This is a genomic window from Vreelandella halophytica, from assembly GCF_968193635.1.
This window is the reverse complement of sequence record NZ_OZ309107.1, coordinates 1,246,647-1,267,243: the sequence shown is the minus strand read 5'-3', so window position 1 is coordinate 1,267,243 and position 20,597 is coordinate 1,246,647. Positions and strand designations below refer to the sequence as shown.

The 20,597-nt window shown below is 61.4% G+C and carries 24 protein-coding genes and 4 tRNA genes; 13 read left to right on the top strand and 15 right to left on the bottom strand.

Features of this window, described 5'->3' with window-relative positions; translation table 11 throughout:
• Positions 1-219 precede the first annotated feature (219 nt).
• Both ACWHXT_RS05995 and ACWHXT_RS05990 read right to left on the bottom strand, forming a co-directional pair.
• Entirely contained in the window at positions 220-1,002 is a 783-nt protein-coding gene (locus ACWHXT_RS05995) for a class II glutamine amidotransferase (RefSeq protein ID WP_447928578.1), read from the bottom strand.
• Positions 1,003-1,030: 28 nt separating this feature from the next.
• On the bottom strand, positions 1,031-1,516 hold the full coding sequence (locus ACWHXT_RS05990; RefSeq protein WP_447928577.1) for a hypothetical protein: 486 nt from the start codon (positions 1,514-1,516) through the stop codon (positions 1,031-1,033).
• 61 nt (positions 1,517-1,577) lie between these two features.
• Here ACWHXT_RS05990 and ACWHXT_RS05985 point away from each other — a divergent pair, with 61 nt between their 5' ends.
• Positions 1,578-3,656, top strand: coding sequence for a S9 family peptidase (locus ACWHXT_RS05985; protein WP_447957607.1), 2,079 nt, complete (start codon positions 1,578-1,580; stop codon positions 3,654-3,656).
• Between the two features lie 210 nt (positions 3,657-3,866).
• Positions 3,867-4,001: a hypothetical protein gene (locus ACWHXT_RS05980; protein WP_447957606.1), complete on the top strand. Its 135-nt coding sequence runs from the start codon at positions 3,867-3,869 to the stop codon at positions 3,999-4,001.
• A gap of 18 nt (positions 4,002-4,019) precedes the next feature.
• Here the strand turns inward: ACWHXT_RS05980 and ACWHXT_RS05975 are convergent, their stop codons facing one another.
• The 8 genes from ACWHXT_RS05975 to grxD form a co-directional block, all read right to left on the bottom strand.
• Positions 4,020-4,466: a YcgN family cysteine cluster protein gene (locus ACWHXT_RS05975; protein WP_447895601.1), complete on the bottom strand. Its 447-nt coding sequence runs from the start codon at positions 4,464-4,466 to the stop codon at positions 4,020-4,022.
• A 53-nt stretch (positions 4,467-4,519) separates the two neighbouring features.
• A complete protein-coding gene (locus tag ACWHXT_RS05970) occupies positions 4,520-5,086 on the bottom strand; it encodes an acyl carrier protein phosphodiesterase (protein ID WP_447957605.1) in 567 nt (188 codons plus the stop codon).
• Positions 5,083-5,376, bottom strand: a complete 294-nt coding sequence (locus ACWHXT_RS05965) for a YcgL domain-containing protein (protein ID WP_447957604.1) — start codon at positions 5,374-5,376, stop codon at positions 5,083-5,085. Before ACWHXT_RS05965 ends, ACWHXT_RS05970 begins: the two co-directional genes overlap by 4 nt.
• Positions 5,373-6,503 carry a ribonuclease D gene (rnd, locus tag ACWHXT_RS05960; RefSeq protein ID WP_447957603.1) on the bottom strand — a complete coding sequence of 377 codons (1,131 nt, stop codon included), beginning with the start codon at positions 6,501-6,503 and terminating at the stop codon, positions 5,373-5,375. The genes ACWHXT_RS05965 and rnd overlap by 4 nt, the downstream gene beginning before the upstream one ends.
• 73 nt (positions 6,504-6,576) lie before the next feature.
• Positions 6,577-7,182 carry a recombination mediator RecR gene (recR, locus tag ACWHXT_RS05955; RefSeq protein ID WP_447957602.1) on the bottom strand — a complete coding sequence of 202 codons (606 nt, stop codon included), beginning with the start codon at positions 7,180-7,182 and terminating at the stop codon, positions 6,577-6,579.
• A gap of 3 nt (positions 7,183-7,185) precedes the next feature.
• Complete coding sequence (locus ACWHXT_RS05950; RefSeq protein ID WP_447528301.1) at positions 7,186-7,512, bottom strand: YbaB/EbfC family nucleoid-associated protein; 327 nt, start codon at positions 7,510-7,512, stop codon at positions 7,186-7,188.
• 68 nt (positions 7,513-7,580) lie between these two features.
• Complete coding sequence (gene dnaX / locus ACWHXT_RS05945) at positions 7,581-9,581, bottom strand: DNA polymerase III subunit gamma/tau (protein WP_447957601.1); 2,001 nt, start codon at positions 9,579-9,581, stop codon at positions 7,581-7,583.
• Positions 9,582-9,717: 136 nt separating this feature from the next.
• Complete coding sequence (grxD, locus tag ACWHXT_RS05940) at positions 9,718-10,074, bottom strand: Grx4 family monothiol glutaredoxin (RefSeq protein WP_447528299.1); 357 nt, start codon at positions 10,072-10,074, stop codon at positions 9,718-9,720.
• Between the two features lie 198 nt (positions 10,075-10,272).
• On the opposite strand from grxD, the gene argF reads away from it, so the two are divergent.
• Entirely contained in the window at positions 10,273-11,190 is a 918-nt protein-coding gene (argF, locus tag ACWHXT_RS05935) for an ornithine carbamoyltransferase (protein WP_447957600.1), read from the top strand.
• A 92-nt stretch (positions 11,191-11,282) separates the two neighbouring features.
• Here the strand turns inward: argF and ACWHXT_RS05930 are convergent.
• Positions 11,283-11,358, bottom strand: a tRNA-Ala gene (locus tag ACWHXT_RS05930).
• Positions 11,359-11,554: 196 nt separating this feature from the next.
• Between ACWHXT_RS05930 and uvrY the strand changes: the two genes are divergently transcribed.
• The 6 genes from uvrY (at position 11,555) to ACWHXT_RS05900 (ending at position 15,200) form a co-directional block, all read left to right on the top strand.
• Entirely contained in the window at positions 11,555-12,205 is a 651-nt protein-coding gene (gene uvrY / locus ACWHXT_RS05925) for a UvrY/SirA/GacA family response regulator transcription factor (protein ID WP_447528297.1), read from the top strand.
• Positions 12,206-12,246: 41 nt separating this feature from the next.
• Positions 12,247-14,061: an excinuclease ABC subunit UvrC gene (gene uvrC / locus ACWHXT_RS05920; RefSeq protein ID WP_447957599.1), complete on the top strand. Its 1,815-nt coding sequence runs from the start codon at positions 12,247-12,249 to the stop codon at positions 14,059-14,061.
• A gap of 95 nt (positions 14,062-14,156) precedes the next feature.
• The gene (gene pgsA, locus ACWHXT_RS05915) at positions 14,157-14,705 is read left to right on the top strand and encodes a CDP-diacylglycerol--glycerol-3-phosphate 3-phosphatidyltransferase (RefSeq protein WP_447528295.1); all 549 of its coding nucleotides are present in this window, start codon (positions 14,157-14,159) and stop codon (positions 14,703-14,705) included.
• A 128-nt stretch (positions 14,706-14,833) separates the two neighbouring features.
• A tRNA-Gly gene (locus ACWHXT_RS05910) sits at positions 14,834-14,908 on the top strand.
• An 83-nt stretch (positions 14,909-14,991) separates the two neighbouring features.
• Positions 14,992-15,065: transfer RNA gene (locus ACWHXT_RS05905), tRNA-Cys, on the top strand.
• A 48-nt stretch (positions 15,066-15,113) separates the two neighbouring features.
• A tRNA-Leu gene (locus ACWHXT_RS05900) sits at positions 15,114-15,200 on the top strand.
• 124 nt (positions 15,201-15,324) lie between these two features.
• On the opposite strand, the gene ACWHXT_RS05895 is transcribed toward ACWHXT_RS05900, so the two are convergent.
• Together ACWHXT_RS05895 and ACWHXT_RS05890 are read right to left on the bottom strand one after the other, a co-directional pair.
• A complete protein-coding gene (locus ACWHXT_RS05895; protein ID WP_447957598.1) occupies positions 15,325-15,702 on the bottom strand; it encodes a hypothetical protein in 378 nt (125 codons plus the stop codon).
• Positions 15,683-15,976 carry an FAD assembly factor SdhE gene (locus tag ACWHXT_RS05890; protein ID WP_447528293.1) on the bottom strand — a complete coding sequence of 98 codons (294 nt, stop codon included), beginning with the start codon at positions 15,974-15,976 and terminating at the stop codon, positions 15,683-15,685. Before ACWHXT_RS05890 ends, ACWHXT_RS05895 begins: the two co-directional genes overlap by 20 nt.
• Before the next feature lie 205 nt (positions 15,977-16,181).
• On the opposite strand from ACWHXT_RS05890, the gene ACWHXT_RS05885 reads away from it, so the two are divergent.
• The 3 genes from ACWHXT_RS05885 (at position 16,182) to lapB (ending at position 18,092) form a co-directional block, all read left to right on the top strand.
• Positions 16,182-16,478 (top strand): integration host factor subunit beta, encoded by a 297-nt coding sequence (locus ACWHXT_RS05885; protein WP_447528292.1) that lies wholly within the window; start codon positions 16,182-16,184, stop codon positions 16,476-16,478.
• A gap of 108 nt (positions 16,479-16,586) precedes the next feature.
• Positions 16,587-16,892, top strand: coding sequence for a lipopolysaccharide assembly protein LapA domain-containing protein (locus ACWHXT_RS05880; protein WP_447528291.1), 306 nt, complete (start codon positions 16,587-16,589; stop codon positions 16,890-16,892).
• Positions 16,893-18,092, top strand: coding sequence for a lipopolysaccharide assembly protein LapB (lapB, locus tag ACWHXT_RS05875; RefSeq protein ID WP_447957597.1), 1,200 nt, complete (start codon positions 16,893-16,895; stop codon positions 18,090-18,092).
• Between the two features lie 12 nt (positions 18,093-18,104).
• Here lapB and pyrF read toward each other — a convergent pair whose 3' ends face one another.
• Positions 18,105-18,800 (bottom strand): orotidine-5'-phosphate decarboxylase, encoded by a 696-nt coding sequence (gene pyrF / locus ACWHXT_RS05870; RefSeq protein ID WP_447957596.1) that lies wholly within the window; start codon positions 18,798-18,800, stop codon positions 18,105-18,107.
• A 222-nt stretch (positions 18,801-19,022) separates the two neighbouring features.
• Here pyrF and ACWHXT_RS05865 point away from each other — a divergent pair, with 222 nt between their 5' ends.
• Complete coding sequence (locus tag ACWHXT_RS05865) at positions 19,023-19,301, top strand: ComEA family DNA-binding protein (protein WP_447957595.1); 279 nt, start codon at positions 19,023-19,025, stop codon at positions 19,299-19,301.
• 74 nt (positions 19,302-19,375) lie between these two features.
• On the opposite strand, the gene prpF is transcribed toward ACWHXT_RS05865, so the two are convergent.
• Entirely contained in the window at positions 19,376-20,551 is a 1,176-nt protein-coding gene (gene prpF, locus ACWHXT_RS05860; protein WP_447957594.1) for a 2-methylaconitate cis-trans isomerase PrpF, read from the bottom strand.
• Positions 20,552-20,597: the final 46 nt, after the last annotated feature.

Genomic DNA, 20,597 nt, shown 5'->3' with positions numbered 1-20,597 from the left:
AATACAGGCTGAGCCCGCCATCCCGGGGCGCTAGGGTCTGTCTGAAAAGTCGACAAGCGAAGACAAGACAAGGCAAAAATTGGCGAAAAAACGGAGTTTACATGTGTAAATGAGTATTTTGAGCCAATTTTTAACGCCGTATTGTCGAGCGCAGGCACTTTTCAGACAGAGCCTAACGAACGTTTTGGTTATCGGCCTATATAGCGTAGATCGCTCGCCTCACGAGGGTGTGTATTGCGCTTTTATACTTCCCGACTGCCACACTAAAAGCTCGCCCGGCACCATGGCCGTCCACTTCTCGTTGTGGGTAAGCGGCGCAGTGGCGATCACCGAGACCACATCGAACGCCGTGGTATGCTCGCTGAAGTTCACCGTCATGTCGGCATCGGCAAGCTCGGCTTCGCCGAACGGTGCCTGGCGGGTGATATGAGAAAGTTTGGTCGAACAGTAGCAGTAAAGCGACTCGCCATCAGACAGCAGCAGGTTGAACACCCCAAGCCCCCGCAGTTTTTCACACAGCGTATGGAGCAGCGCGCCGACCGGCTCATAAGAAGCTGGCGGCGAGGGAAAAGCGCGACGCAGCTCGCCCAAAATCCAGCAAAAAGCGTGCTCGCTGTCGGTACTGCCCACCGGGGTGTAGACATCCAGCGGCAGTGTTTGCCAACCGCTTAGTTGCCCGTTGTGGGCGTAGCACCAGGGCCGCCCCCACATTTCCCGGGTAAACGGGTGGGTGTTGTTCAAACGCACCCCGCCGACATTTGCCTGGCGTATATGGCTGATCACCACGTTGGATTTGATCGGGTAGTCGCAAATCAGCCGCGCGATGGGCGAGTCGACCGAGGGGTGCGGGTCGCGAAATTCGCGGTACCCGCCCTGCTCGTAAAAGGCGATGCCCCAGCCATCGCGGTGGGGGCCGGTGCCCCCGCCGCGATGAAGAAAGCCGGAAAAGCTAAAGCAGATATCCGTTGGCACGTTGGCGCTCATGCCCAAAAGCTCGCACATGGGGCTCTCCTTTGCCTGATGGAGCCTTTTAGTTGATGACCGGCTCGCGGCGGCGGGGCTCGTCGTTGCCACCGCGGGGCTTGGCGGCGCCACGTTTGGCGGTGGGCTGGCGCTTACCGCCATTCGGCGGGCGTTTATCATCCGGTGTACGCTTGGCCGGGGCGCGTTCGACCGGGCGGCGCAGCCACCAAAGGGCCACGCCCACACACGCGCCTAACGCGATACCGACGAGCAGCCACACAAGCCCGGCCCACATGGCCGAGGCGCTGCGCTCCAAAAAGCCGACCGCCGAGACCATCGCCGATGGCGCCCAGCCGGTGTAGAACTCGTTTTCTTCGATCAGCGGCAGGCTAAAGCGCGCCGGCATCCACATCGCCCCGGCCACGCACCAGGTCAGCACCAGCCTTGGCAGGCGTGGTAAAAACGCTAGCGCAAAGTAGACCGCCACGAGTACGACCAGCGAAACCCCGTAATAACTCAGCCAGAGCAGTGACATTGAGCTTGTAAACAGCATAATACCCTCGTGTGGGTGGACGCACCCGCGGTTAATTTCCCGTTATGGTACCTGTCAATTTATGAAAGCACAGCCCGGCATGCCCAAAGAGTCGCCTCAAAAGCGCCATTATCGCGCCGATGACCCGGATTGGCACTGGTTGGAAGAGCGCGATTCCCCCGACGTCAGCGCTTTTCTAACCGACGCCAACGAGGAGCACGCCCGCTGGTTCGCGCCCCTTGCTCCGCTTGCCGAGTCGCTTTATCAAAGCCACCTGGCGCGGCGCGAGCTGGCGGTGAAAAGTCTTGGCACGACCCTCGACGTGTTTACGATCTGGAGCGAAACCGGCGAGCACGACGACTACCCTCGCTGGTGGCGCGCGCCGATCGATGACCCTGGCGCACCGGAGTGCTTTTTTGACCTGGTCGCCCGCGCCGGCGAGCACGCCTTTTTCGATATCGGCGACATGGCGCTCACCCCGGATGAGCAGTGGCTTGCCTGGAGCGAGGACACCCAGGGCGACGAGCGCTACACGCTGTGGCTCAAGGCGCTGCCCAACGGCGAACCGCGCAAGCTTGCCAGCGACATCGGTCCGGACCTTTGTTGGGCCGAAGACCAAACGCCTCAAAGCGCGACGCTGTTTTTCACCCGCTTCGACGCCACCCAGCGCCCGGACAGCCTATGGCGCTGCGACGTGAGCTTCGCCCGCCCGGCGCTCGATCCTCCGGCAACGCTTGTGATGCGCGAAGACGACGCCGAGTTCTGGTTGGGGATCGGTAAAACCCGCTCCAGGACCTGGCTTTTCATCGAGACCGCCGCCAAGGACACCACCGAGATTCTGGCGATTCCCGCCGATGCCCCGGCCACGGCGCCGCGGGTTTTGCACCGGCGCAGCAAAGGGGTCGAAGTCAGTATCGACCACCGCCCCGGGGCGTTTTACCGGCTGCAAAACCAGGCCGGCCCTCACTTCGCCCTGGACGTACTGGCCGAGGCCGCGTGGGAGGAAGACGCCGAGTGGCAAACGTTGATCCCCCACCAGGAGGAGCAAACCCTGGAGGGCGTGGACGCTTTTGCCTGGGGGCTCATGGTCGCCGAGCGCAGCCATCAAGAGGCGCAAACCCGGCTTAGGCGCCTGGTGCTCGAAGGCGATGACACGATCACCACCGATGAGCTCATCGCGCTGCCGGAGACACCCTGCTCGCAATTACTGGAGGACTCCCCGCACTTCGATACGCAAATCCTGCGCCTGCGCGAAGAGTCGTTTACCCGACCGGCCAGCTGGTACACCCTGGACCTTGAAAGCGGCGAGCGAACGCTTTTGAAAACCCTGCCGGTGCATGGCGCGCTCCGGCCCGAGGCGCTGGCCAGCAAACGCATCTGGGCCACCAGCGCGGACGGCGAGCGGGTGCCGGTGTCCATCGTTGCCCGCGCGGATTTGATCGGTCAGCCGCTACCCACGCTGCTCTATGGCTACGGCGCCTACGGCGAGCCGCTGGACCCCTGGTTCTCGATCGCCAGGCTGTCGCTTCTGGAGCGCGGCGTTGCCTTTGCGGTGGCCCACGTACGCGGCGGCGGCGAGCGCGGCGAGCCCTGGTATCTCGACGGCAAGATGGCACAAAAGGAGCACAGCTTTGACGACTTTTTGGCCGCCCGCCAGGCGCTGGTCGATGAAGGGCTAAGCCTTGACGACAAAGTCGTGGCGTATGGGGCCAGCGCGGGTGGCCTGCTGGTGGGTACGTGCATCAACCGCGCCCCCGAGGCATTCTGCGCCGCGGTGCTGGATGTGCCGTTTCTCGACGTGCTGCGCACCATGCAAAACCCGGATCTTCCGCTGACCACCGCCGAGTACAGCGAATGGGGCAACCCGGCCGAGCCCGAGGTCGAGGCCCGCATACGCGACTACTCGCCGGTGGATAACATCACCGAGCAAGCCTATCCGGCGCTTTGGGTCGAGGGGAGCTGGTTCGATACCCGAGTGAGCTACTGGGAACCGGCCAAGTTTTACGCCCAGGTCAGCCGCGTGCAAACAGGCAGCGCCCCGGTATTACTGTACACCGACATGGACAGCGGCCACGGCGGCGCTTCCGGGCGCTTCAAGGCCTGGAAAGATAGCGCCCGCCAGGACGCCTTCATCCTTTGGGCAATGGGGCTTGCCGATTAACGCGCTGAAAGCCCAGGCCTGAAGCCATTAGGCGCAAAAAAAGCACCCGCCGGGCGACCGCGGGTGCTTTTTTATTTTGTGAAAAAGCTTTCCATAAAAAACCGGTTGCGCCATACTAGCCGTTAGTTGTATAGACCAACGTCTAACATGAATAGCGCCAACATTCGGTTAGGTCGAGAACACCACGCGCCCCGGCGCCAGGAGAGCTCCATGAAACATCAGGAACAATTTCTTACCATTTGGGATACCCCGGCCCGTCAGGCCACTCGGTCTGAAAAGACCGCCCCGGCGCGCCTATCGTTTACCAGCCGCCTGGCGGCCCTACTGGTTGCGCTAAAGCGCTAAGCCCCTCGCTTTAAAACGCTAGTGAATGGGCAGTACGGCAATGATGTGTTCGTCCCATTCGCGCTCGGGCACGTCGAGCTCGGATACCGCAAAGCTGCGTACGCTTACGCCCTTACGGTGCACCCGTTCCGCGTCGTTACTCAAAAGCGGATGCCAACCGGCTAGCTTTCGCCCCTCCGCCACCCGGCGGTAGCCGCAGGTAGCAGGCAGCCAGGTGAACTCGCGAACCAGCGCCGGGGTCAGTTGCGTACAGTCGGGCACCGTATCGAAGCGGTTCTCGTAATCGCTGCACTGGCAGCTGTGCGTATCCAGCAGGCGGCACGCTACGTTGAGCACGGCCAGCTCCTGGGTATCGTCGTCGTGAAATTTCAGCAGACAGCACTGCCCGCACCCGTCGCAAAGAGCCTCCCACTCGTCATCGGTAAGCTCTTCGAGCGCGTATCGTTCCCAGAAGCGTTCGCGCATAGCACCCTCGTCTCGTCGTCCTTCCCCGGCCTGGTCCAGGCGCTCACGCAAAGCTAACCGGCACTGGTCAGCCTGGCGGCGCAATCGTTCCAGAGGGGGTGAAAATGGTCTTCCAGCCAGCGATAGTCGCGCGCAAGCCAGGGCGTTATCTCCGCCAGCCGGTTCGGGCCGGAAAGCCTGCGCCCAAGCCCGGCAATCGCCCGGCAGGTAAAGCCGAAGTCAGCGTAGCCGCGCAGCCAGTCGTGCTCGATCAGTGACGGCATCATGAGCGCCAGCCGGTTCGGCGCGGGCTCCCGCGCCAAAAGCGCATACAAGCGCTCGAGCAGCGCGTCGAATTCCGGCGTGCCGATCAGCGCCCGCGCCAGAAAGTGATCCCACAGGATATCCAGCGCGATGCCGGCCACGCGGCGCTGACCCGCGGGGGCGCGCTGTTTAGCGCGCTTGATGACGTCATGGCTATCCACGAAGGCATCGACCCGGCGGTGGTGGCGAACGCCCGCGGCCACAGCATCCGGCCAGCCGGACAGGTCGCTACCCTTGACGCCGTCGGCAATCACGTTACCCAGCAAGAAGCCATCTTCCCCCTGCCGGGCAAGCCAGGCATGGGCAAGAAAGTTCATGAAAAGCGGTCAACGTGGGCCCGGTGAACGTCCAACAGATACTCTTCCTTGGCCGGCGGCATTTGCAGGTAAAAGCCCTGCTCCTCGATCGCCGCGATGACATCCTGAGTATCAACCCGGGCGAGCTTTTTATCGGCGGTCAGGATCATGGTCAACACCGCCACGGGCTTGCCGAAGGTGGCAAGCAGCGCCTCGGGCACCGGCTCGAGGCCCTGGCGCTTGTCCACGTAGAGATACATCTCTTCCTTGCGCGAACTTTTGAAAATCTCGCACAGCAATTTATCGCTCATGCCGACTCCTCCAGGGCCAAACGCAGGTCGTCGTTCAAGCGCTCGCCGCGCCAGCCGCCGGGCAGCGCGAGCGCCTCGTTGGCCTGGTGCTGCATGACCAGCGCTTCGATATCCCGGCGGCGCATCAACACTTCAGGCGCAATTTCCAGCGCCGCCGCCTGGGCGTTGAGCACTTTCTTGAGCGCCTTGAAACGACGCTTGAAGCCCGCCTCTGCCGGGTCGGGCCAGCGCTCGAGCAGCGACGTCTCCGGGCAGTGCTGGGCATTTTTGACCAGCTCCAGCAGCGTATCGCCCTCTTTTTTGACCAGCGTCGGCTTGACGCCCTCGATAGCAGCCAGTTCGAAGCGGTTTTTGGGCATAACCTCGGCGATGGCAAACAGCAGCTTGTCGCTGGCCAACCAGTTGCGCGGAAGATCGCGCCGCCGGGTTTCACCTTCGCGCCAGGTCGTCATCAGCCGGTACGCCTCGAGCTGGCGTGGCGCAAGCCGCCAAAGCTGGCGCTGGCGGGTGTACCAGAGCGCATCGCTCTCGCTGCTGCGCTCGGCCTGATCGAGCTGGGCGGCGCACTCCTCGAAAAGCCACGCCCGACGGCCGAGGCGCTCGAGCTTTTCGGCCTGCAGCGCCCACACCTCGAGCAAATAGATGACGTCGAGCGCGGCGTACTCGCACTGGCCGGTCGTTAGCGGCCGGGTCAGCCAGTTTGAGCGCGTCTCTTCCTTGGGCAGGGTTTCTCCGACCCAAAACTCGACGAGCTTTTGATACCCCATGGCGGGCACCTCACCCAAAAGCGCCTGGGCGATCTGGGTATCCACCAACGGCGCCGGCATTACGCCCGCCCACAGCTGGAATATTTCGAGGTCTTCGCTGCAAGCGTGGAGCAGCTTGACCGCATCGTTTTGCAACAGCGCTTTGAAGGCCGGCGTGCAGGGTGTGGTGACCGGGTCGATCAGATACGCAAGCTCACCGGCGGCGAACTGGATCAGCGCCGGGATCGGAAAAAAGGTGTTTTCGCGGAAAAACTCCGTATCCAGGGCGATCACGCTGGCAGCTTCGACCTCCTGACAGGCGGCATCGAGCTGATCGGCGGTCTCAATCCATCGATAGGACGGGTTACTTATAGCGGACACGGTAGGCTTCCCTGTGGGGGCCGCAGCCTGAAGGCTACGGTAGTGACAGTGGTACAAAATCCGGCGGGCGGTGTTACTCGAGCCCGAACGGCAAACGGCCGTTGAACGCGCGGCTCAAGGTGCCGCCGTCCACATATTCGAGCTCGCCGCCCATGGGCACCCCGTAAGCAAGGCGCGAGAAAGCGACGCCGTACTGGGCCAGCTGCGAGGCAATATAGTGCGCGGTCGCCTCGCCTTCGACGGTCGGGTTGGTCGCCAGCACGATCTCCTTGATGAGACCTTCGCTGACACGGCTTTCGAGCAGCCCCAGGCCGATGGCCTCCGGACCCACGCCGTCCAGCGGCGAGAGATGACCGTGAAGCACAAAATAGCGCCCGTGAAAGCCGCCGGCCTCTTCGATGGCGAGCTGGTCGGCGGGTGACTCCACCACACAAAGCAGTGAATCGTCGCGCCGGCGGCTTTCACACAGCGCGCAGACCTCGGCCTCGGTCAAGGTGCGGCACTGCTGGCAGTAACCGACCTCGTCGATGGCGCGCTCGATCACCCCGGCCAAATGCTTACCGCCCTCGCGCTCACGCTCAAGCAAATGCATGGCCATGCGCTGGGCCGTTTTGGGCCCAACGCCTGGCAGCACGCGAAATGCTTCGATGAGCTGCTCGATCAGCGGGGAAAAACGCATCGCTTAAAACGGCATCTTGAAGCCGGGCGGCAGGTTAAGACCGGCAGTGGCCTCTTCCATTTGCGCCTTGGAGTGAGCTTCAACCTTGCGCACGGCGTCATTGACCGCCGCGGCCAGCAGGTCTTCGAGCAGCTCCTTGTCTTCTTCCAGAACGCTTGGGTCGATGGTGACATCGCTGACATCGTGACGACCGTTCATGGTCACCTTGACCATGCCCGCGCCGGCTTCACCGAACACTTCGGCCTTGGCCGCCTCTTCCTGGACCTTCTGCATTTTTTCCTGCATTTCCTGGGCTTGCTTCATCAAGTTGCCCATTCCACCTTTCATCATGGCGTTCTCTCCCTGGATAATAGATCAGTGCGTTACCAGCATAAGCGTAAGCCGTAACCGTCCGGCTGTCATGGCGACTCCGGGGTTTTTGGCTTGACGCTGGATTCGTTAAGCGTTGCCCCGAAGGCTTGCTGTAATTTCTGTATATTGGGGTCGCGTTGCAATAGATCAACGGCCTCTTTGTGCCGCTCGCGCTGAAAGCGAAGCGTCTGATCCCGCGCGGTTTCCACGCCACTGTCGAGCTCGGCCACCTCGAAGCTGACCCGGCGCTTGAGCCCCTGCTCGCCCAGCGCTTTTTCGATGCGGGTTTGGTGGACATCCGCCTGCATCGCCGACTGACTAGGGTCAAGCTGCAATGTAATGGTCTGCCCGTCGTCACTGGCCAACTGGCAGTGGGCGGCCAGATTACGCGTAAGCCCGCCAAGGCCCAGCGTATCGAAAAGGTTCAGCCAGCGGGCGTGGTCGAGCCGGGTATCGGCATCGAGCGGCGCCTCGGATGCCGCGGGTGCGGGCTGGCCAGCGGGAGCCTCAACGGGCTCGGGAGTAACGTCGTCCTGGTGCTCTGGTTCCGGCGCGTGCTCTGGTTCTGGCTCTGGCGCATCCGGATAGTCGAACTCGGGCGCCTCCGAAGCCGGCTCGTTCGGCGCGCCCTCTTGCACGGGTTCTTCTGCCCGCTGCGCGGCTTGCGCCTCGAAAGCGGTCTCGGGGGTGTCGCCGTAGGGGGCCGGTTCGTCCATCGCCCAGGGCGGCGGCGCCTGATCGGCAGGCTCGCTCTTTTGAGTGGCCTGCATCGGCGTTTCCTGCACCGGCGCGGGCGAAGGCGCCTCGGGCGCCGGTGCAGGCTCAGGCTTTTTTGGCTCGACCGCTTCTGGCGAGGCGCTGGCTTGCTCGTTTTGAAGCGCAGGGGCGTGCTCGCCGGCGGGCTCGGCGCGCAGCGGCAGCGGCGTACGCGGCGGCTTGGGAACGCCCTGAGGGCGAAACGCCAGCATACGCAGAAGCGTCATTTCCAGCGCGCTGCGCAAGTCCGGGGCGTGTTCCATATCACCGCGGCCCTGAATACCGATCTGGTAGTAGAGCTGGATATCCTCGGCGGTGAAACGCTTGGCAAGCGTGAGAATAGTGTCACGATCGCCGTGGCTGTTGTCCACGGCACCGGGGACCATCTGGGCGACCGCCAGGCGGTGCAAAATAGCGCTCAGCTCGTCGAGCACCGCGGCGAAGTCCGGCCCCTGCTCCGCAAGCATGGCGACTTGTGCCAGCAGCGCCTGAACGTCGACATCCGCCAGTGCCTGGGCCAGCGCCATGATATGGCGATGGTCGAGGGTGCCGAGCATCGCCGCTACGTCGGCGTGGCGCACCGTCCCCTGGCCGAAGGCGATCGCCTGGTCGGTCAGGCTCATGGCATCGCGCATCGAGCCTTCAGCGGCCTTACCCAAAAGCCACAGGGCGCTCTCTTCGAACTCGACGCCCTCTTGTCCCAGCACGAACGTCAGATGCTCGACCACCCGCTCCGGCGGCATGTGCTTCAAGGTGAACTGCAAACAGCGCGAGAGCACCGTGGGCGGCAGCTTCTGCGGGTCGGTGGTGGCGAGCAGGAACTTGACGTGGGGCGGCGGCTCTTCCAGCGTTTTCAGCAGCGCGTTGAAACTGCTGGTCGAGAGCATGTGCACCTCATCGATGAGATACACCTTGTAGCGTCCCTGCGTCGGCGCGTACTGAACGTTGTCGAGAAGCTCGCGGGTGTCTTCCACCTTGGTGCGCGAGGCGGCGTCGACTTCGATCAGGTCGACAAAGCGCCCCTCGTCGATGGCGCGGCAGCTATCGCACGCACCACAAGGCGTGGAGGTAATGCCCTCGTCGCCGTCACCGCCCGCGGTGCAGTTCAGGCACTTGGCGAGTATACGCGCCAGGGTGGTCTTACCGACCCCGCGGGTACCGGTAAACAGATAGGCGTGGTGAAGGCGCCCCTGGTCGAGGGCGTTGACCAGCGCACGCTGAACATGGGTCTGCCCCACCAGCTCGTGAAATGTACGCGGGCGCCATTTGCGGGCCAGAACCTGATAGCTCATTGAGCATTACTTCCTTGGGCGGGCTAACTCATCCGGCGCGGCCTGGCGCCGGATGAACACACATCGAGTAACGTCAAGCGATGGCAAAACGCCATGCTAGCGGCTGAATGAGAGCCCGCCAGCCGCTTGGCACGCGTTACTCGCTCGGGGCGTCGCTGCCCTCGTTGGCGGTGGCGCGCTGACCGGCATCCTTGATGAGCTTTTCGAGCTCGCCGCTTTGGTGCATTTCCATCACGATATCGCAGCCGCCCACCAGCTCGCCTTCGACCCAAAGCTGAGGAAAGGTCGGCCAGTTGGCAACCTTGGGCAGCTCGCTGCGAATATCCGGGTTGTCCAGCACGTTGACGAAAGCAAAGCGCTCGCCGCAGCTCATCAGTGCCTGAACGGTTTGGGCCGAAAACCCGCATTGCGGCAGCTGAGGCGTGCCTTTCATGTAGATAAGAATCGGGTTTTCGCCGATTTGACGCTGAATATTCTCAACCGTAGTGCTCATGACGTACTCCTTCGATCGGTGGCGCGGTCGGCGCTAGTTTACGCGACTCAAAGTATCTGTTTAACCCTACCGCAACATAATGGCGATACCTGAGTAAACTACTCGGCTTTACCAATCCCCCTATTCTACCCATGCCGATGGCGTTGCGCATCCCCTGCGCCCTCGCTAGGATGGGGTATTTACGTGGAGAGACGTACCATGGCGACCCGCCATTTTCTTACCCTGATGGACTTAAGCCAAGATGAGCTCGCCTACTTGATGCAGCGCGCCATTTTGATCAAAACCGAGCTAAAAGCCCAGGGGCCGATCTACACACCGTTCAAAAACCGAACGCTTGCGATGATTTTCGAAAAATCCTCCACCCGTACCCGGGTCTCTTTCGAGACGGGCATGACCCAGTTCGGCGGCCATGCGCTGTTTCTTTCCCCCCGGGACAGCCAGCTCGGTCGCGGCGAGCCGATCGAAGATACCGCTCGCGTGCTATCGGAAATGGTCGATGCGGTCATGATTCGTACCTTTTCCCACGCAGGCATCGAAACCTTCGCAGCGGCCAGCACCGTGCCGGTGATCAACGCGCTCAGCGACGACTACCACCCCTGCCAGCTGTTGGCTGACGTCATGACCTGGATCGAGCATCGCGGCAGCGTCGAAGGCCGCACGGCGGTTTGGGTGGGGGATGGCAACAACATGTGCCACTCGTGGATCAACGCCGCGCGCCAGTTCGACTTCAACCTGCACGTTTGCTGCCCGAAGGGCTACGAGCCTCGCGCCGACATTCTAGAGGCCGCCGGAGATCGGGTGACGCTTTTCCACGACCCGGTCGAGGCGACCCGCGGCGTGGACCTGATCACTACCGACGTCTGGGCCTCGATGGGCCAGGAAGAGGAGCAAGCCAAGCGCGAAGCGGACTTCGCCGGCTTCCAGGTGACCGAGGCAATGCTCGATAATGCCAAAGCGGATGCGCTGTTTTTGCACTGCCTGCCCGCCCACCGCGGCGAGGAGATCAGCGAAACCCTACTCGACGACCCGCGCGCCGTGGTCTGGCAGGAAGCCGGTAACCGCCTGCACGCGCAAAAAGCGCTAATGGAGTTTTTACTACTGGGTAAAATTACCTGAGCGCCGCGCCCGGCCGGGTGCCGGGCGCTTTTGTATAAAGCCAAACGACAGGCACAAAAAAGCCTCGTTGAAAAACGAGGCTTTTGGAAATTTGGTGGAGCCTAGCGGGATCGAACCGCTGACCTCAACACTGCCAGTGTTGCGCTCTCCCAGCTGAGCTAAGGCCCCTTATCAAACCAGCGCTTATATAGCGACTGGATCGATGCAATTGCTTCCAAGTGCGCGGCGAATATTAGAGCAGATCCAGACCCAAGTCAAGACGCTTTATTGAACAGTAAATACTAATTTTCCTTCAATACAAGCTATGGCACTCTACGGCAAAGCCGATACCAGGTTTTAAGCGCATTGTATCAGGAGCACCCTCGTGATTAACGTACTCATCGCTGATGACCACCACCTGGTGAGGAGCAGTATCGCGCACTTGCTGGACGAAGAGTGCGATATTCATATTGCGGGCGAAGCCGACGATGGCGAAAGCGCTGTCTCGCTTTGTCGCAAGCTGAAGCCGGACCTGGTGCTCATGGATATCCGTATGCCCGGCATTGGCGGGCTCGAGGCAACCCGGCGCATCTGTCGCACCATGAAAAACGTGCGCGTACTGATTCTGACCGCCTACGTAGAAGACAGCACGTTAAGGCGTATGCTGGAGGCCGGCGCGTCAGGCTTTTTAAGCAAGGGGGCCGACGCCACGGAGATGATCGAGGCCATCCGTCAAATCGATAGCGGTGGGCGCTACGTAAGCCAGGAGATCGCCCAGCGCCTGGCGCTGGCCCACTTCACCGAAGAAGACAGCCCGTTTCAAAACCTCTCGCCCCGGGAGCTTCAGATCGCGCTGATGATCGTCAACTGTCAGCGCGTGCAGGACATCTCCGACCGCCTCCACCTGAGCCCCAAAACGGTCAACACCTACCGCTACAGGCTGTTCGAAAAGCTGGAAGTGGCCAGCGACGTCGAGCTTACCCATTTAGCGCTGCGCTACGGGCTGGTGGAGGGCTTTGACGCGCGCCAGGGATAGGCCTACCATCCAGCTCCTGCCCCAGCACTTCTAAGCGCTCTATGACTTTCGATGCCAAGCAATTTTTAAGCTCGGTAAGCACCTCCCCGGGTGTTTACCGGATGCTCGATGACCAGCAAAACACGCTTTACGTCGGCAAGGCGAAGCGTCTCAAGGCGCGCCTGTCGAGTTATTTCCGCGGCCAACTCAACGCCAAGACCCAGGCGATGGTGGCGCGCATTGCCGACGTGCAAGTGACCGTCACCCGCACCGAAACCGAAGCGCTGCTGCTCGAGCAAACCCTGATCAAGGAACTGCGTCCGCCCTATAACATCCTGCTGCGCGACGACAAGTCCTACCCCTTCGTTTTCGTTACCGACCGCCATCCTTATCCTGCCCTCGAGTACAAGCGCGCACGTCAGCGTCGGGGTGACGGCCGCTACCTGGGCCCGTACCCGAGTAGCGGCGCGGTGAAGGAAAGCCTGACGCTGATGCAAAAAATCTTTCGCATCCGCAACTGCGAAGACAGCGTGTTCGCCAACCGCAGTCGGCCCTGCCTTCAGTACCAGATCGACCGCTGCAGCGCCCCCTGCGTCGACTATATTTCTCAACAAGAGTATCAGCGCGACGTCGAGCACGCCGTGATGTGTTTGGAGGGGAAAAGCGAGCACGTCACCCAAACGCTCAGCGATCAAATGGAAGCCGCAAGCCAAGCGCTCGACTTCGAAGAAGCCGGGCGCCTGCGCGATCAGATCGTCAAGCTCAGACAGCTTCAGCAGCGTCAGTTCGTGGATAACGAAAGCGGCGACGCGGATATTTTCGCGCTTGCTCACCGCCCAGGCGCCCAGGGTATTTCGGTCATGAGCATTCGCGATGGGCGGCTTTTAGGCGCCCGCCATCACACGCCCAAAAACGACCTGGAACTAACCGATGAGATGCTCCTGACCGAGGTCGTCAGCCAATACTATTTCGGCCAGCCGCATAACGTGCCCGCCGAGGTCATCACCAGCCACGCCCTGGACGATAGCCAGCTGATTGCCGACGCGCTGAGCCAGCAGGCCGGCAAGCGAGTACGCGTAGCCCACCAGGTACGCGGCCACCGTGCCCAATGGCAAAAACTGGCGATGACCAACGCCGAGCAGCAGCTGGCCTCCCAGCTCGCCAACAAGACGCAGCTCATGGCACGTTTCGAGGCGCTGCAGAAAGCGCTGGACCTGGAGAAAGCGCCCGAGCGGCTGGAGTGCTTCGACATCAGCCACAGCCAGGGCGAGGCAACGGTGGCGTCGTGCGTGGTATTCGACCAGCAGGGCCCGCGCAAAAGCGACTACCGCCATTTTCGTATCGAAGGTGTGGCCGCCGGCGACGACTACGCCGCCATGCAGCAGGCACTGACGAGGCGCTTGAAGCGGGTCAAAAGCGGCGAAGCCGTCGCACCGGATATTTTGATCGTCGATGGCGGTAAGGGGCAGCTCAATATGGCCCGGGGCGTTATCGGCGAGCTCGGGGTCGACGGCATCATTTTGCTCGGTGTAGCGAAGGGCACGACACGCAAGGCCGGGCTCGAGACGCTGTTTCTGGAGAGCAGCGACAATCCGCTCCCGATGGACCCGGCCTCGCCCGCCCTGCATCTGATTCAGCACATTCGCGACGAATCGCACCGCTTTGCGATTGCCGGCCACCGTGCTCAGCGCGACAAGGCCCGGCGCACATCCACCTTGCAGGACATACCCGGCGTGGGCCCCAAACGCCGCCGCGAGCTGCTGCGCTTTTTTGGTGGATTGCAGGGCATTCAGAAAGCAAGCAAGGATGAGCTTGCCCGAGTACCGGGGATCAGCGCGGCCATGGCGGCGACTATCTATCAGGCGCTAAACGGATAATCCGACACCGGCATGGATGCCGCGCCTCAAGGCGGATAGAATAGCGCCTACATACGTTTGATTCCCTGATTCTCCGGCAAGGATCGCGCCCTGCGATGAATATACCTAACATATTGACTCTGGCAAGAATCGTTTTCATCCCCCTTTTGGTGGTGCTCTTCTACCTGCCCTATGGCTGGAGCATGCCGCTGGCGGCGGGGCTGTTCGCCCTGGCGTCGGTCACCGACTGGCTGGATGGCTACTTGGCCAGACTCTGGAATCAGTCGACCCCGTTCGGCGCCTTCCTCGACCCGGTGGCGGATAAGCTGATGGTCGCGGTGGCGCTGGCCTTGCTCATCGAACGCTTCGACAGCGCCCTTTTGACCCTGCCGGCGCTGGTGATTATCGGGCGCGAAATCGTCATTTCGGCGCTGCGCGAGTGGATGGCGGAGATGGGCAAGCGCGGCATGGTCGCGGTTTCCTGGATCGGCAAGCTCAAAACCACCCTGCAGATGGTGGCACTTTTGGTACTACTGGTGTTCCCACCGGGACACGACATCGCCATGGTCGGTGTGGCCATCCTTTACGCCGCGGCGATCTTAACGCTCTGGTCGATGCTCCAGTATCTACACGCGGCTTGGCCGCACCTGAGCCGTTCGATGTAATAGCCCAAGGCGTGGCCTACACAGCGGCCCACGCCCAGGCTCGGTAAATGCAGTATCTTATTGTACGTATTGAGCATTTCTTCGATTGACAAGTCTGCGTCAGTGCGTATAATTCGCCCTCGAGTCGAGCGGGAATAGCTCAGTGGTAGAGCATCGCCTTGCCAAGGCGAGGGTCGAGAGTTCGAATCTCTTTTCCCGCTCCATTTTGGATAGCAGGTTTAAGCAGTGGGTCGAAAGCTGGTGCGCCAGTCCGATCGAATCTCTTTTACCGCTCCATCGACTCCAAGGCTGGATGGCAGAGTGGTTATGCAGCGGACTGCAACTCCGTGTACGCCGGTTCGATTCCGACTCCAGCCTCCATATCCCATGACAGCGTCGCGATATCCTCCATCGTAGACGCTGTTATACGCCCGGATGGCGAAATCGGTAGACGCAAGAGACTTAAAATCTCTCGGGGGCAACCCCGTGCCGGTTCAAGTCCGGCTCCGGGCACCACCTTTTCTCTCGTTTCCCGATACGCTCACGGCCACTTTGCCGGGCTTCTTTGTGTATCATCCTCTCGTAACGCTTTAGACCCTATCGCCAAGCGCTTTGTGCTGCGCTACTTTTGCCTCACGCCTTAACGGCCCGGGCGATGCAGTAGCCGACGCAGCGCCCGATGGTTTTCGCCCCGCAGACTATCCGGCCAGAGCCAGAGCCGCTCCCCGCCCACCTCCAGCCCCAAAAGCCATGGTCCCAGGTAGTGGCAGCGAAGCGGCTGCTGGTCGTCGAGATCACCACTGGCGAGCACCCAGCGCGCGTAGAGCGCATCGTCAAGCGGCTGGATGTAAAGCGTACCCGCCGGCTGGCGGCGGGCATGATGGGCGATCAAAAAAAGCATGACCGGCAAAGCGCAAAGCACCCAAAGCGGCGAAGCGAAAGCGAGGCTTACGCCTAAAAGCCCCGCCGCCAGCGCCGAATGAATCAGGGCCGGGTAGTTAGAGCGTGCGATAGGCACTGTTATCGGTGGTTTCGGCATGCTCGACGATCATTTGAACCAGGCGGCGAAGGTCAGGGTCGGCTGGCCACTCGCGATGCATCAGCCAAACGAATAGGTCCTGATCCTCTTCTTCGATCAGGCGCTGGTAGGTCGACCGATCTTCTGCAGAGAGCGAGTCGAAGCGGTTTTCGAGGAAAGGAATAAGCAATAGATCCAGCTCCCACATGCCGCGGCGTGAATGCCAGTAAAGCCGTTTACGGAGAATGGCCTCCGGGGATGTATCGTCGCTCAACGTGGACCTCTACGAATTCGAAAATGAAAAGTCAGTATACCTGAGCTGTAGGGTCGCGCCAGCGCCCCGCTTCGCCTATGCTGTTATTCGACCTAGTACCTTGTTTTATCTAAATTGTTTTATAACACAATGCGCAGTATGCTGAGATGGATGTTATTCAGGCCGTAAGCTTTTACGACCTTTAACGTTTGCAGGGAGCCAACCGATGACCAAATCTGAATTAATCGAACAAATCGCGATGCGTCAACCGGAGCTATCCGCCAAGGAAGTCGAAACGGCGGTTCGTATTATTTTGGATGACATGACAGACGCCCTCTCAAGTGGTGGACGGGTCGAAATCCGCGGCTTTGGCAGCTTTTCGCTGCACTACCGCGAGCCGCGCATGGGCCGCAACCCCAAAACCGGCGACCCGGTGGACCTGGAGGGCAAGTATGTCCCCCACTTCAAACCCGGGAAAGAGCTTCGCGAGCAGGTGGATGCCAGCCGGGCACTGGGCTACTAAACGCGCGTTCACGCACCGGCTAAAACGCTGAAACACTTCAGGGATGACGCCGTGCCCCGACTCATACACAATAGACCCACCATGCACGTCACAGATTAGGAAATTCTCATGCGTTGGATCAAAGGGCTTTTACTGGCCATTATTTTACTGGTGGTGCTGCTGGTCGGCATTTTGTTCGCCGTCAACAACCAGCAGACGATTGCCCTGAACCTGATCTGGACAGAGCTTCCGCCGGTATCGCTATCGGTATGGCTTCTTGCCACGCTCACCCTGGGCGTCATTCTGGGGATGCTGGCGATGCTGGGTGTTTACATCCGCTTGAAGGCGCGTTTGGCCCGCAGCGAGCGCCACAACAAGCAGCAGCAAAAAGAGCTCGATCGCCTGCGGACCCAGGAGTTCAAGGAAGTGGTGTAAATGCAGGATGTCGCGCTGCTTTGCACACTGCTTGCAGCCGTCGCTATCGGCTTTGGGCTGGGCGTGCGCTATCGCGCCAAACAAGTGCCAGCCCGCCCGGCAAATCGGTCGCCTGCGCTCTCCAAGGAGTATTTCGTTGGGCTCAACTATCTTCTCAACGAGCAGCCCGACGAGGCCATCAATACCTTCATCAATGCGCTGGACGTCAATAGCGAAACCGTCGAGACGCATATCGCCTTGGGTAAGCTCTTTCGCGCCCGGGGCGAGGCCGACAAGGCCGTCAGCATTCACCAGAACCTGCTCGCCCGCCCAGCGCTCTCCGTGTCCACCAACGAACACATTCAGCTCGAGCTCGCCCAGGATTTCATCGCCCTGGGCGTTCACGACCGCGCCCAGCGGCTTTTAAAGACGCTGCTCGGCCAGACATCCAACGACACCTACCGGCTAAGCGCCAAGCGCCTGTTGCTCGATCTGCTCGACCGCGAACGCGAATGGCAGCAGGCCCTGGATAACGTCCAGCCGATTCTCAAGCAGCAACCCGGTCTTCGCCGGGCGGCGGCCCACTGGCTTTGCGAACTCGCCGTCGAGGAGAAGGCACAGTCGAGCCGCCAGCTTGCGCGCAGACATTTGAAAAAAGCGCTGCAGATGGACGAGCACTGCGTACGGGCCACGCTTTTGTACGCCGAGCTCGACATGGAAAATGGTCACTATCAGCGCGCGATCGACTGGCTCGACCGAATCCCGGCGCAGGACGTGGACCACATTCCGACCATGCTATCGGCGCTCAAGCACGCTTTCGAGCGCTCGGATAACCCCCAGGGCTTTGAAAGCTACCTCTATAAGCTTCTGGGCCAGGCGCCCTACACCAGTGTGATCATTGCGCTGGGCGAACTCGTCCACCACCGCGATGGTGTGGACAGCGCCATCGAACGTACCGGCGAGTGGCTACGCGAAGCGCCAAGCCTGGGTGGGCTCGACTACCTGATCGATCTGTACCTGCAAAGCGAACGGCTAAGCGGCAAGACCAAGCCGGACACGCGGCTTTTACTGCTAAAGCACCACACCGGCGCCCTGCTGGAGGGCCGCCCGCGCCACCGCTGTCGCCACTGCGGCCTCACCAGCGAAAACCTGGTGTGGCAATGCCCTAGCTGCCGGCGCTGGGGCACCATCAAGCCGATCACCGGCATCGAAGGCGAATAGCAGGCCCGAGAGCTAGCTGATTTCCGCCTCTATCGCGTCGAGCGCGTCCATCGGTGACTCGGCTTGCGTGACCGGACGCCCTACCACCAAGTGGGTGCTGCCCGCCTCGAGCGCCTCACGAGGCGTCATGATGCGCTGCTGATCGTTGGCCGCGGCAAAGCGCGGGCGAATACCCGGCGTGACCTTCAAATACGCGTCGCCACAGGCCTTTTTGATCGCCTTGGCTTCGTGGGCCGAACAGACCACCCCGGCCAGACCACTCTTCTGAGCCAGCCCCGCCAGGCGCATTACCTGCTCGTCGAGCCCCCCCATTACGCCAATATCCAAGAGCTCATCGCTTTGCATGCTGGTGAGTACGGTCACGGCAATCAGGTGGGTCTCGAGGCCGTTCGCTTTCAGGCGATCCGCCGCCGCCCGCATCATCGACTGGCCGCCGCTGGCATGGACGTTGACCATCCACACGCCCTGTTCGGCGGCGGCCTGCACCGCCGCGGCTACGGTATTGGGAATATCGTGAAACTTGAGATCGAGAAAGACCTCGAAGCCGCGGCCGTGCAGCGCCTCGAGCACCGCGGGGCCGCTACGGGTAAAAAGCTCTTTACCCACCTTGACCCGGCAGCGGGCAGGGTCGAGCTGGTCCGCCATGCACAGGGCCTGGTCAAGCGAAGGGTAGTCGAGAGCGATAATAAGGGGAGAATCGGTTGCCACGGGCGCGCTCCTTGTTTGAACCGCACCAGTATATCAGCCTTGCGACGCGCTTTTTGTAAGCGATTTCAACAGACCTTCAGGGGAAAATCCTACACACAGCGTCATACATGGATGACAGCGGCGTCCGCTTCCAACCACTAAGTTAATTAAGACCAAAGCGACCTTAGAGGTCGTCTCTGGCAAAACACGCACACGATTCAAACACCATTAGAGGGGCTCATTATGCAGCGGATACTAAAAGGGTTAGTGGCGGCGGCCGCACTCGGCTTGAGCTTGAGCGGCGGCGCGTTTGCCCAATCGGTGGCGCCGATCAACGTCAACACGGCCGATGAGGAGCTGCTGGCCGAGCTTCCTGGGGTGGGGCCCAGCCGTGCGGAGGCGATCATCGAGGAGCGCGACGCCAATGGCAGTTTCGAAAACGCTGATGATTTAACCCGTGTCAGCGGCATTGGCGAGGCCACCGTCAGCTCGATGGAAGATCAGATCGTCTTCGAAGAGTGACACCTGAAAGAGCGTAACGCCTGAAAAAAAGCCCGCCGCCCTGCCCGCCTGCCCGGTGATCAGGGCGGCGGCACTTAAAAATCCCCCGGCACGAAGACCGTCCCTTTCATCAACACCCGTGCGCTGCGACTCATCAGGGCCTGGTCGATCTGCCAGCGGCCCTCGACGAGACTTGCTTTAGCGCCCACGTGTAGCACACCGGACGGATGACCAAAGGTGACCGCCTCGATCTCGCCACCCCCGGCGGCTATATTGACCAGCGTTCCTTCAATGGCCGCCGCCGAGGCAATCGCCACCGCCGCGGTGCCCATCATGGCATGGTGAAGCTTGCCCATGGAAAGCGCACGCACGACCAGGTCGATCTCCTCGGCGCTGACCTCCTTGCCGCTCGAGGCGCTGTAGCGCGCCGCCGGAGCGACGAAGGCGACCTTGGGCGTGTGCTGGCGGGCCCCCGCCTGCTCGACCGTGCTCGCAAGCTCCATTTTCACCGCCCCGTGGGTGCGGATGGCTTCGAACAGGGCAAGCGCGGCGGGGTCACCATTGATCGCCTCCTGAAGCTCGACGCCGGTGTACCCCACCTCGTCGGCATTGACGAATATGGTCGGGATCCCCGCATTGATCATGGTCGCTTTTAGCGTACCAACGCCCGGCACGTCCAACTCATCGACCACATTGCCCGTCGGGAAGATCGCGCCTTCGCCGTCGGCGGGGTCGACGAAAGCGATCGGAATCTCGGCGGCAGGAAAGGTCACGCCGTCGAGCTCGAAGTCGCCGGTTTCCTGCACCTGGCCCTGGGTGATGGGCACCTTTGCGATAATGGTCTTGGCGATGTTCGCCTGCCAGATGCGTACCTCGGCCACGCCGTTATCCGGGATTTTTGAAGCCTCGACCAGGCCTGCGCGAATCGCGAAGGGGCCCACCGCCGCGGAAAGGTTGCCACAGTTGCCGCTCCAGTCCACGAACGGCCGGTCGATGGAGACCTGACCGAACAGGTAATCCACGTCGTGCTCCGGTGATTCGCTTTTGGAGAGAATCACCGCCTTGCTGGTGCTCGACGTCGCCCCGCCCATACCATCGATCTGCTTCTCGAAAGGGTCGGGGCTTCCCATCAGGCGAAGCAGCAGCGCATCGCGCACGGCGCCAGGGGTTTGCGCCGCCAGGGGAAGATCATTGAGCGTGAAAAACACACCCTTGCTGGTACCGCCACGCATGTAGGTGGCGGGAATCTCGATTTGCGGGCTCGTCGCCATGGCTTGGCTCCTGAAACGCCTGGGCTTGCCGGGCGTGAGTGAAGGG

What these genes read in the sequence shown, in the direction of transcription:
- ACWHXT_RS05995 (WP_447928578.1), bottom strand. Translation starts at nt 1,002, where the DNA reads ATGTGCGAGCTTTTGGGCATGAGCGCCAACGTGCCAACGGATATCTGC.
- ACWHXT_RS05990 (WP_447928577.1), bottom strand. Translation starts at nt 1,516, where the DNA reads ATGCTGTTTACAAGCTCAATGTCACTGCTCTGGCTGAGTTATTACGGG.
- ACWHXT_RS05985 (WP_447957607.1), top strand. Translation starts at nt 1,578, where the DNA reads ATGAAAGCACAGCCCGGCATGCCCAAAGAGTCGCCTCAAAAGCGCCAT.
- ACWHXT_RS05980 (WP_447957606.1), top strand. Translation starts at nt 3,867, where the DNA reads ATGAAACATCAGGAACAATTTCTTACCATTTGGGATACCCCGGCCCGT.
- ACWHXT_RS05975 (WP_447895601.1), bottom strand. Translation starts at nt 4,466, where the DNA reads ATGCGCGAACGCTTCTGGGAACGATACGCGCTCGAAGAGCTTACCGAT.
- ACWHXT_RS05970 (WP_447957605.1), bottom strand. Translation starts at nt 5,086, where the DNA reads ATGAACTTTCTTGCCCATGCCTGGCTTGCCCGGCAGGGGGAAGATGGC.
- ACWHXT_RS05965 (WP_447957604.1), bottom strand. Translation starts at nt 5,376, where the DNA reads ATGAGCGATAAATTGCTGTGCGAGATTTTCAAAAGTTCGCGCAAGGAA.
- recR (WP_447957602.1), bottom strand. Translation starts at nt 7,182, where the DNA reads ATGCGTTTTTCCCCGCTGATCGAGCAGCTCATCGAAGCATTTCGCGTG.
- ACWHXT_RS05950 (WP_447528301.1), bottom strand. Translation starts at nt 7,512, where the DNA reads ATGATGAAAGGTGGAATGGGCAACTTGATGAAGCAAGCCCAGGAAATG.
- dnaX (WP_447957601.1), bottom strand. Translation starts at nt 9,581, where the DNA reads ATGAGCTATCAGGTTCTGGCCCGCAAATGGCGCCCGCGTACATTTCAC.
- grxD (WP_447528299.1), bottom strand. Translation starts at nt 10,074, where the DNA reads ATGAGCACTACGGTTGAGAATATTCAGCGTCAAATCGGCGAAAACCCG.
- argF (WP_447957600.1), top strand. Translation starts at nt 10,273, where the DNA reads ATGGCGACCCGCCATTTTCTTACCCTGATGGACTTAAGCCAAGATGAG.
- uvrC (WP_447957599.1), top strand. Translation starts at nt 12,247, where the DNA reads ATGACTTTCGATGCCAAGCAATTTTTAAGCTCGGTAAGCACCTCCCCG.
- pgsA (WP_447528295.1), top strand. Translation starts at nt 14,157, where the DNA reads ATGAATATACCTAACATATTGACTCTGGCAAGAATCGTTTTCATCCCC.
- ACWHXT_RS05885 (WP_447528292.1), top strand. Translation starts at nt 16,182, where the DNA reads ATGACCAAATCTGAATTAATCGAACAAATCGCGATGCGTCAACCGGAG.
- ACWHXT_RS05880 (WP_447528291.1), top strand. Translation starts at nt 16,587, where the DNA reads ATGCGTTGGATCAAAGGGCTTTTACTGGCCATTATTTTACTGGTGGTG.
- lapB (WP_447957597.1), top strand. Translation starts at nt 16,893, where the DNA reads ATGCAGGATGTCGCGCTGCTTTGCACACTGCTTGCAGCCGTCGCTATC.
- ACWHXT_RS05865 (WP_447957595.1), top strand. Translation starts at nt 19,023, where the DNA reads ATGCAGCGGATACTAAAAGGGTTAGTGGCGGCGGCCGCACTCGGCTTG.
- prpF (WP_447957594.1), bottom strand. Translation starts at nt 20,551, where the DNA reads ATGGCGACGAGCCCGCAAATCGAGATTCCCGCCACCTACATGCGTGGC.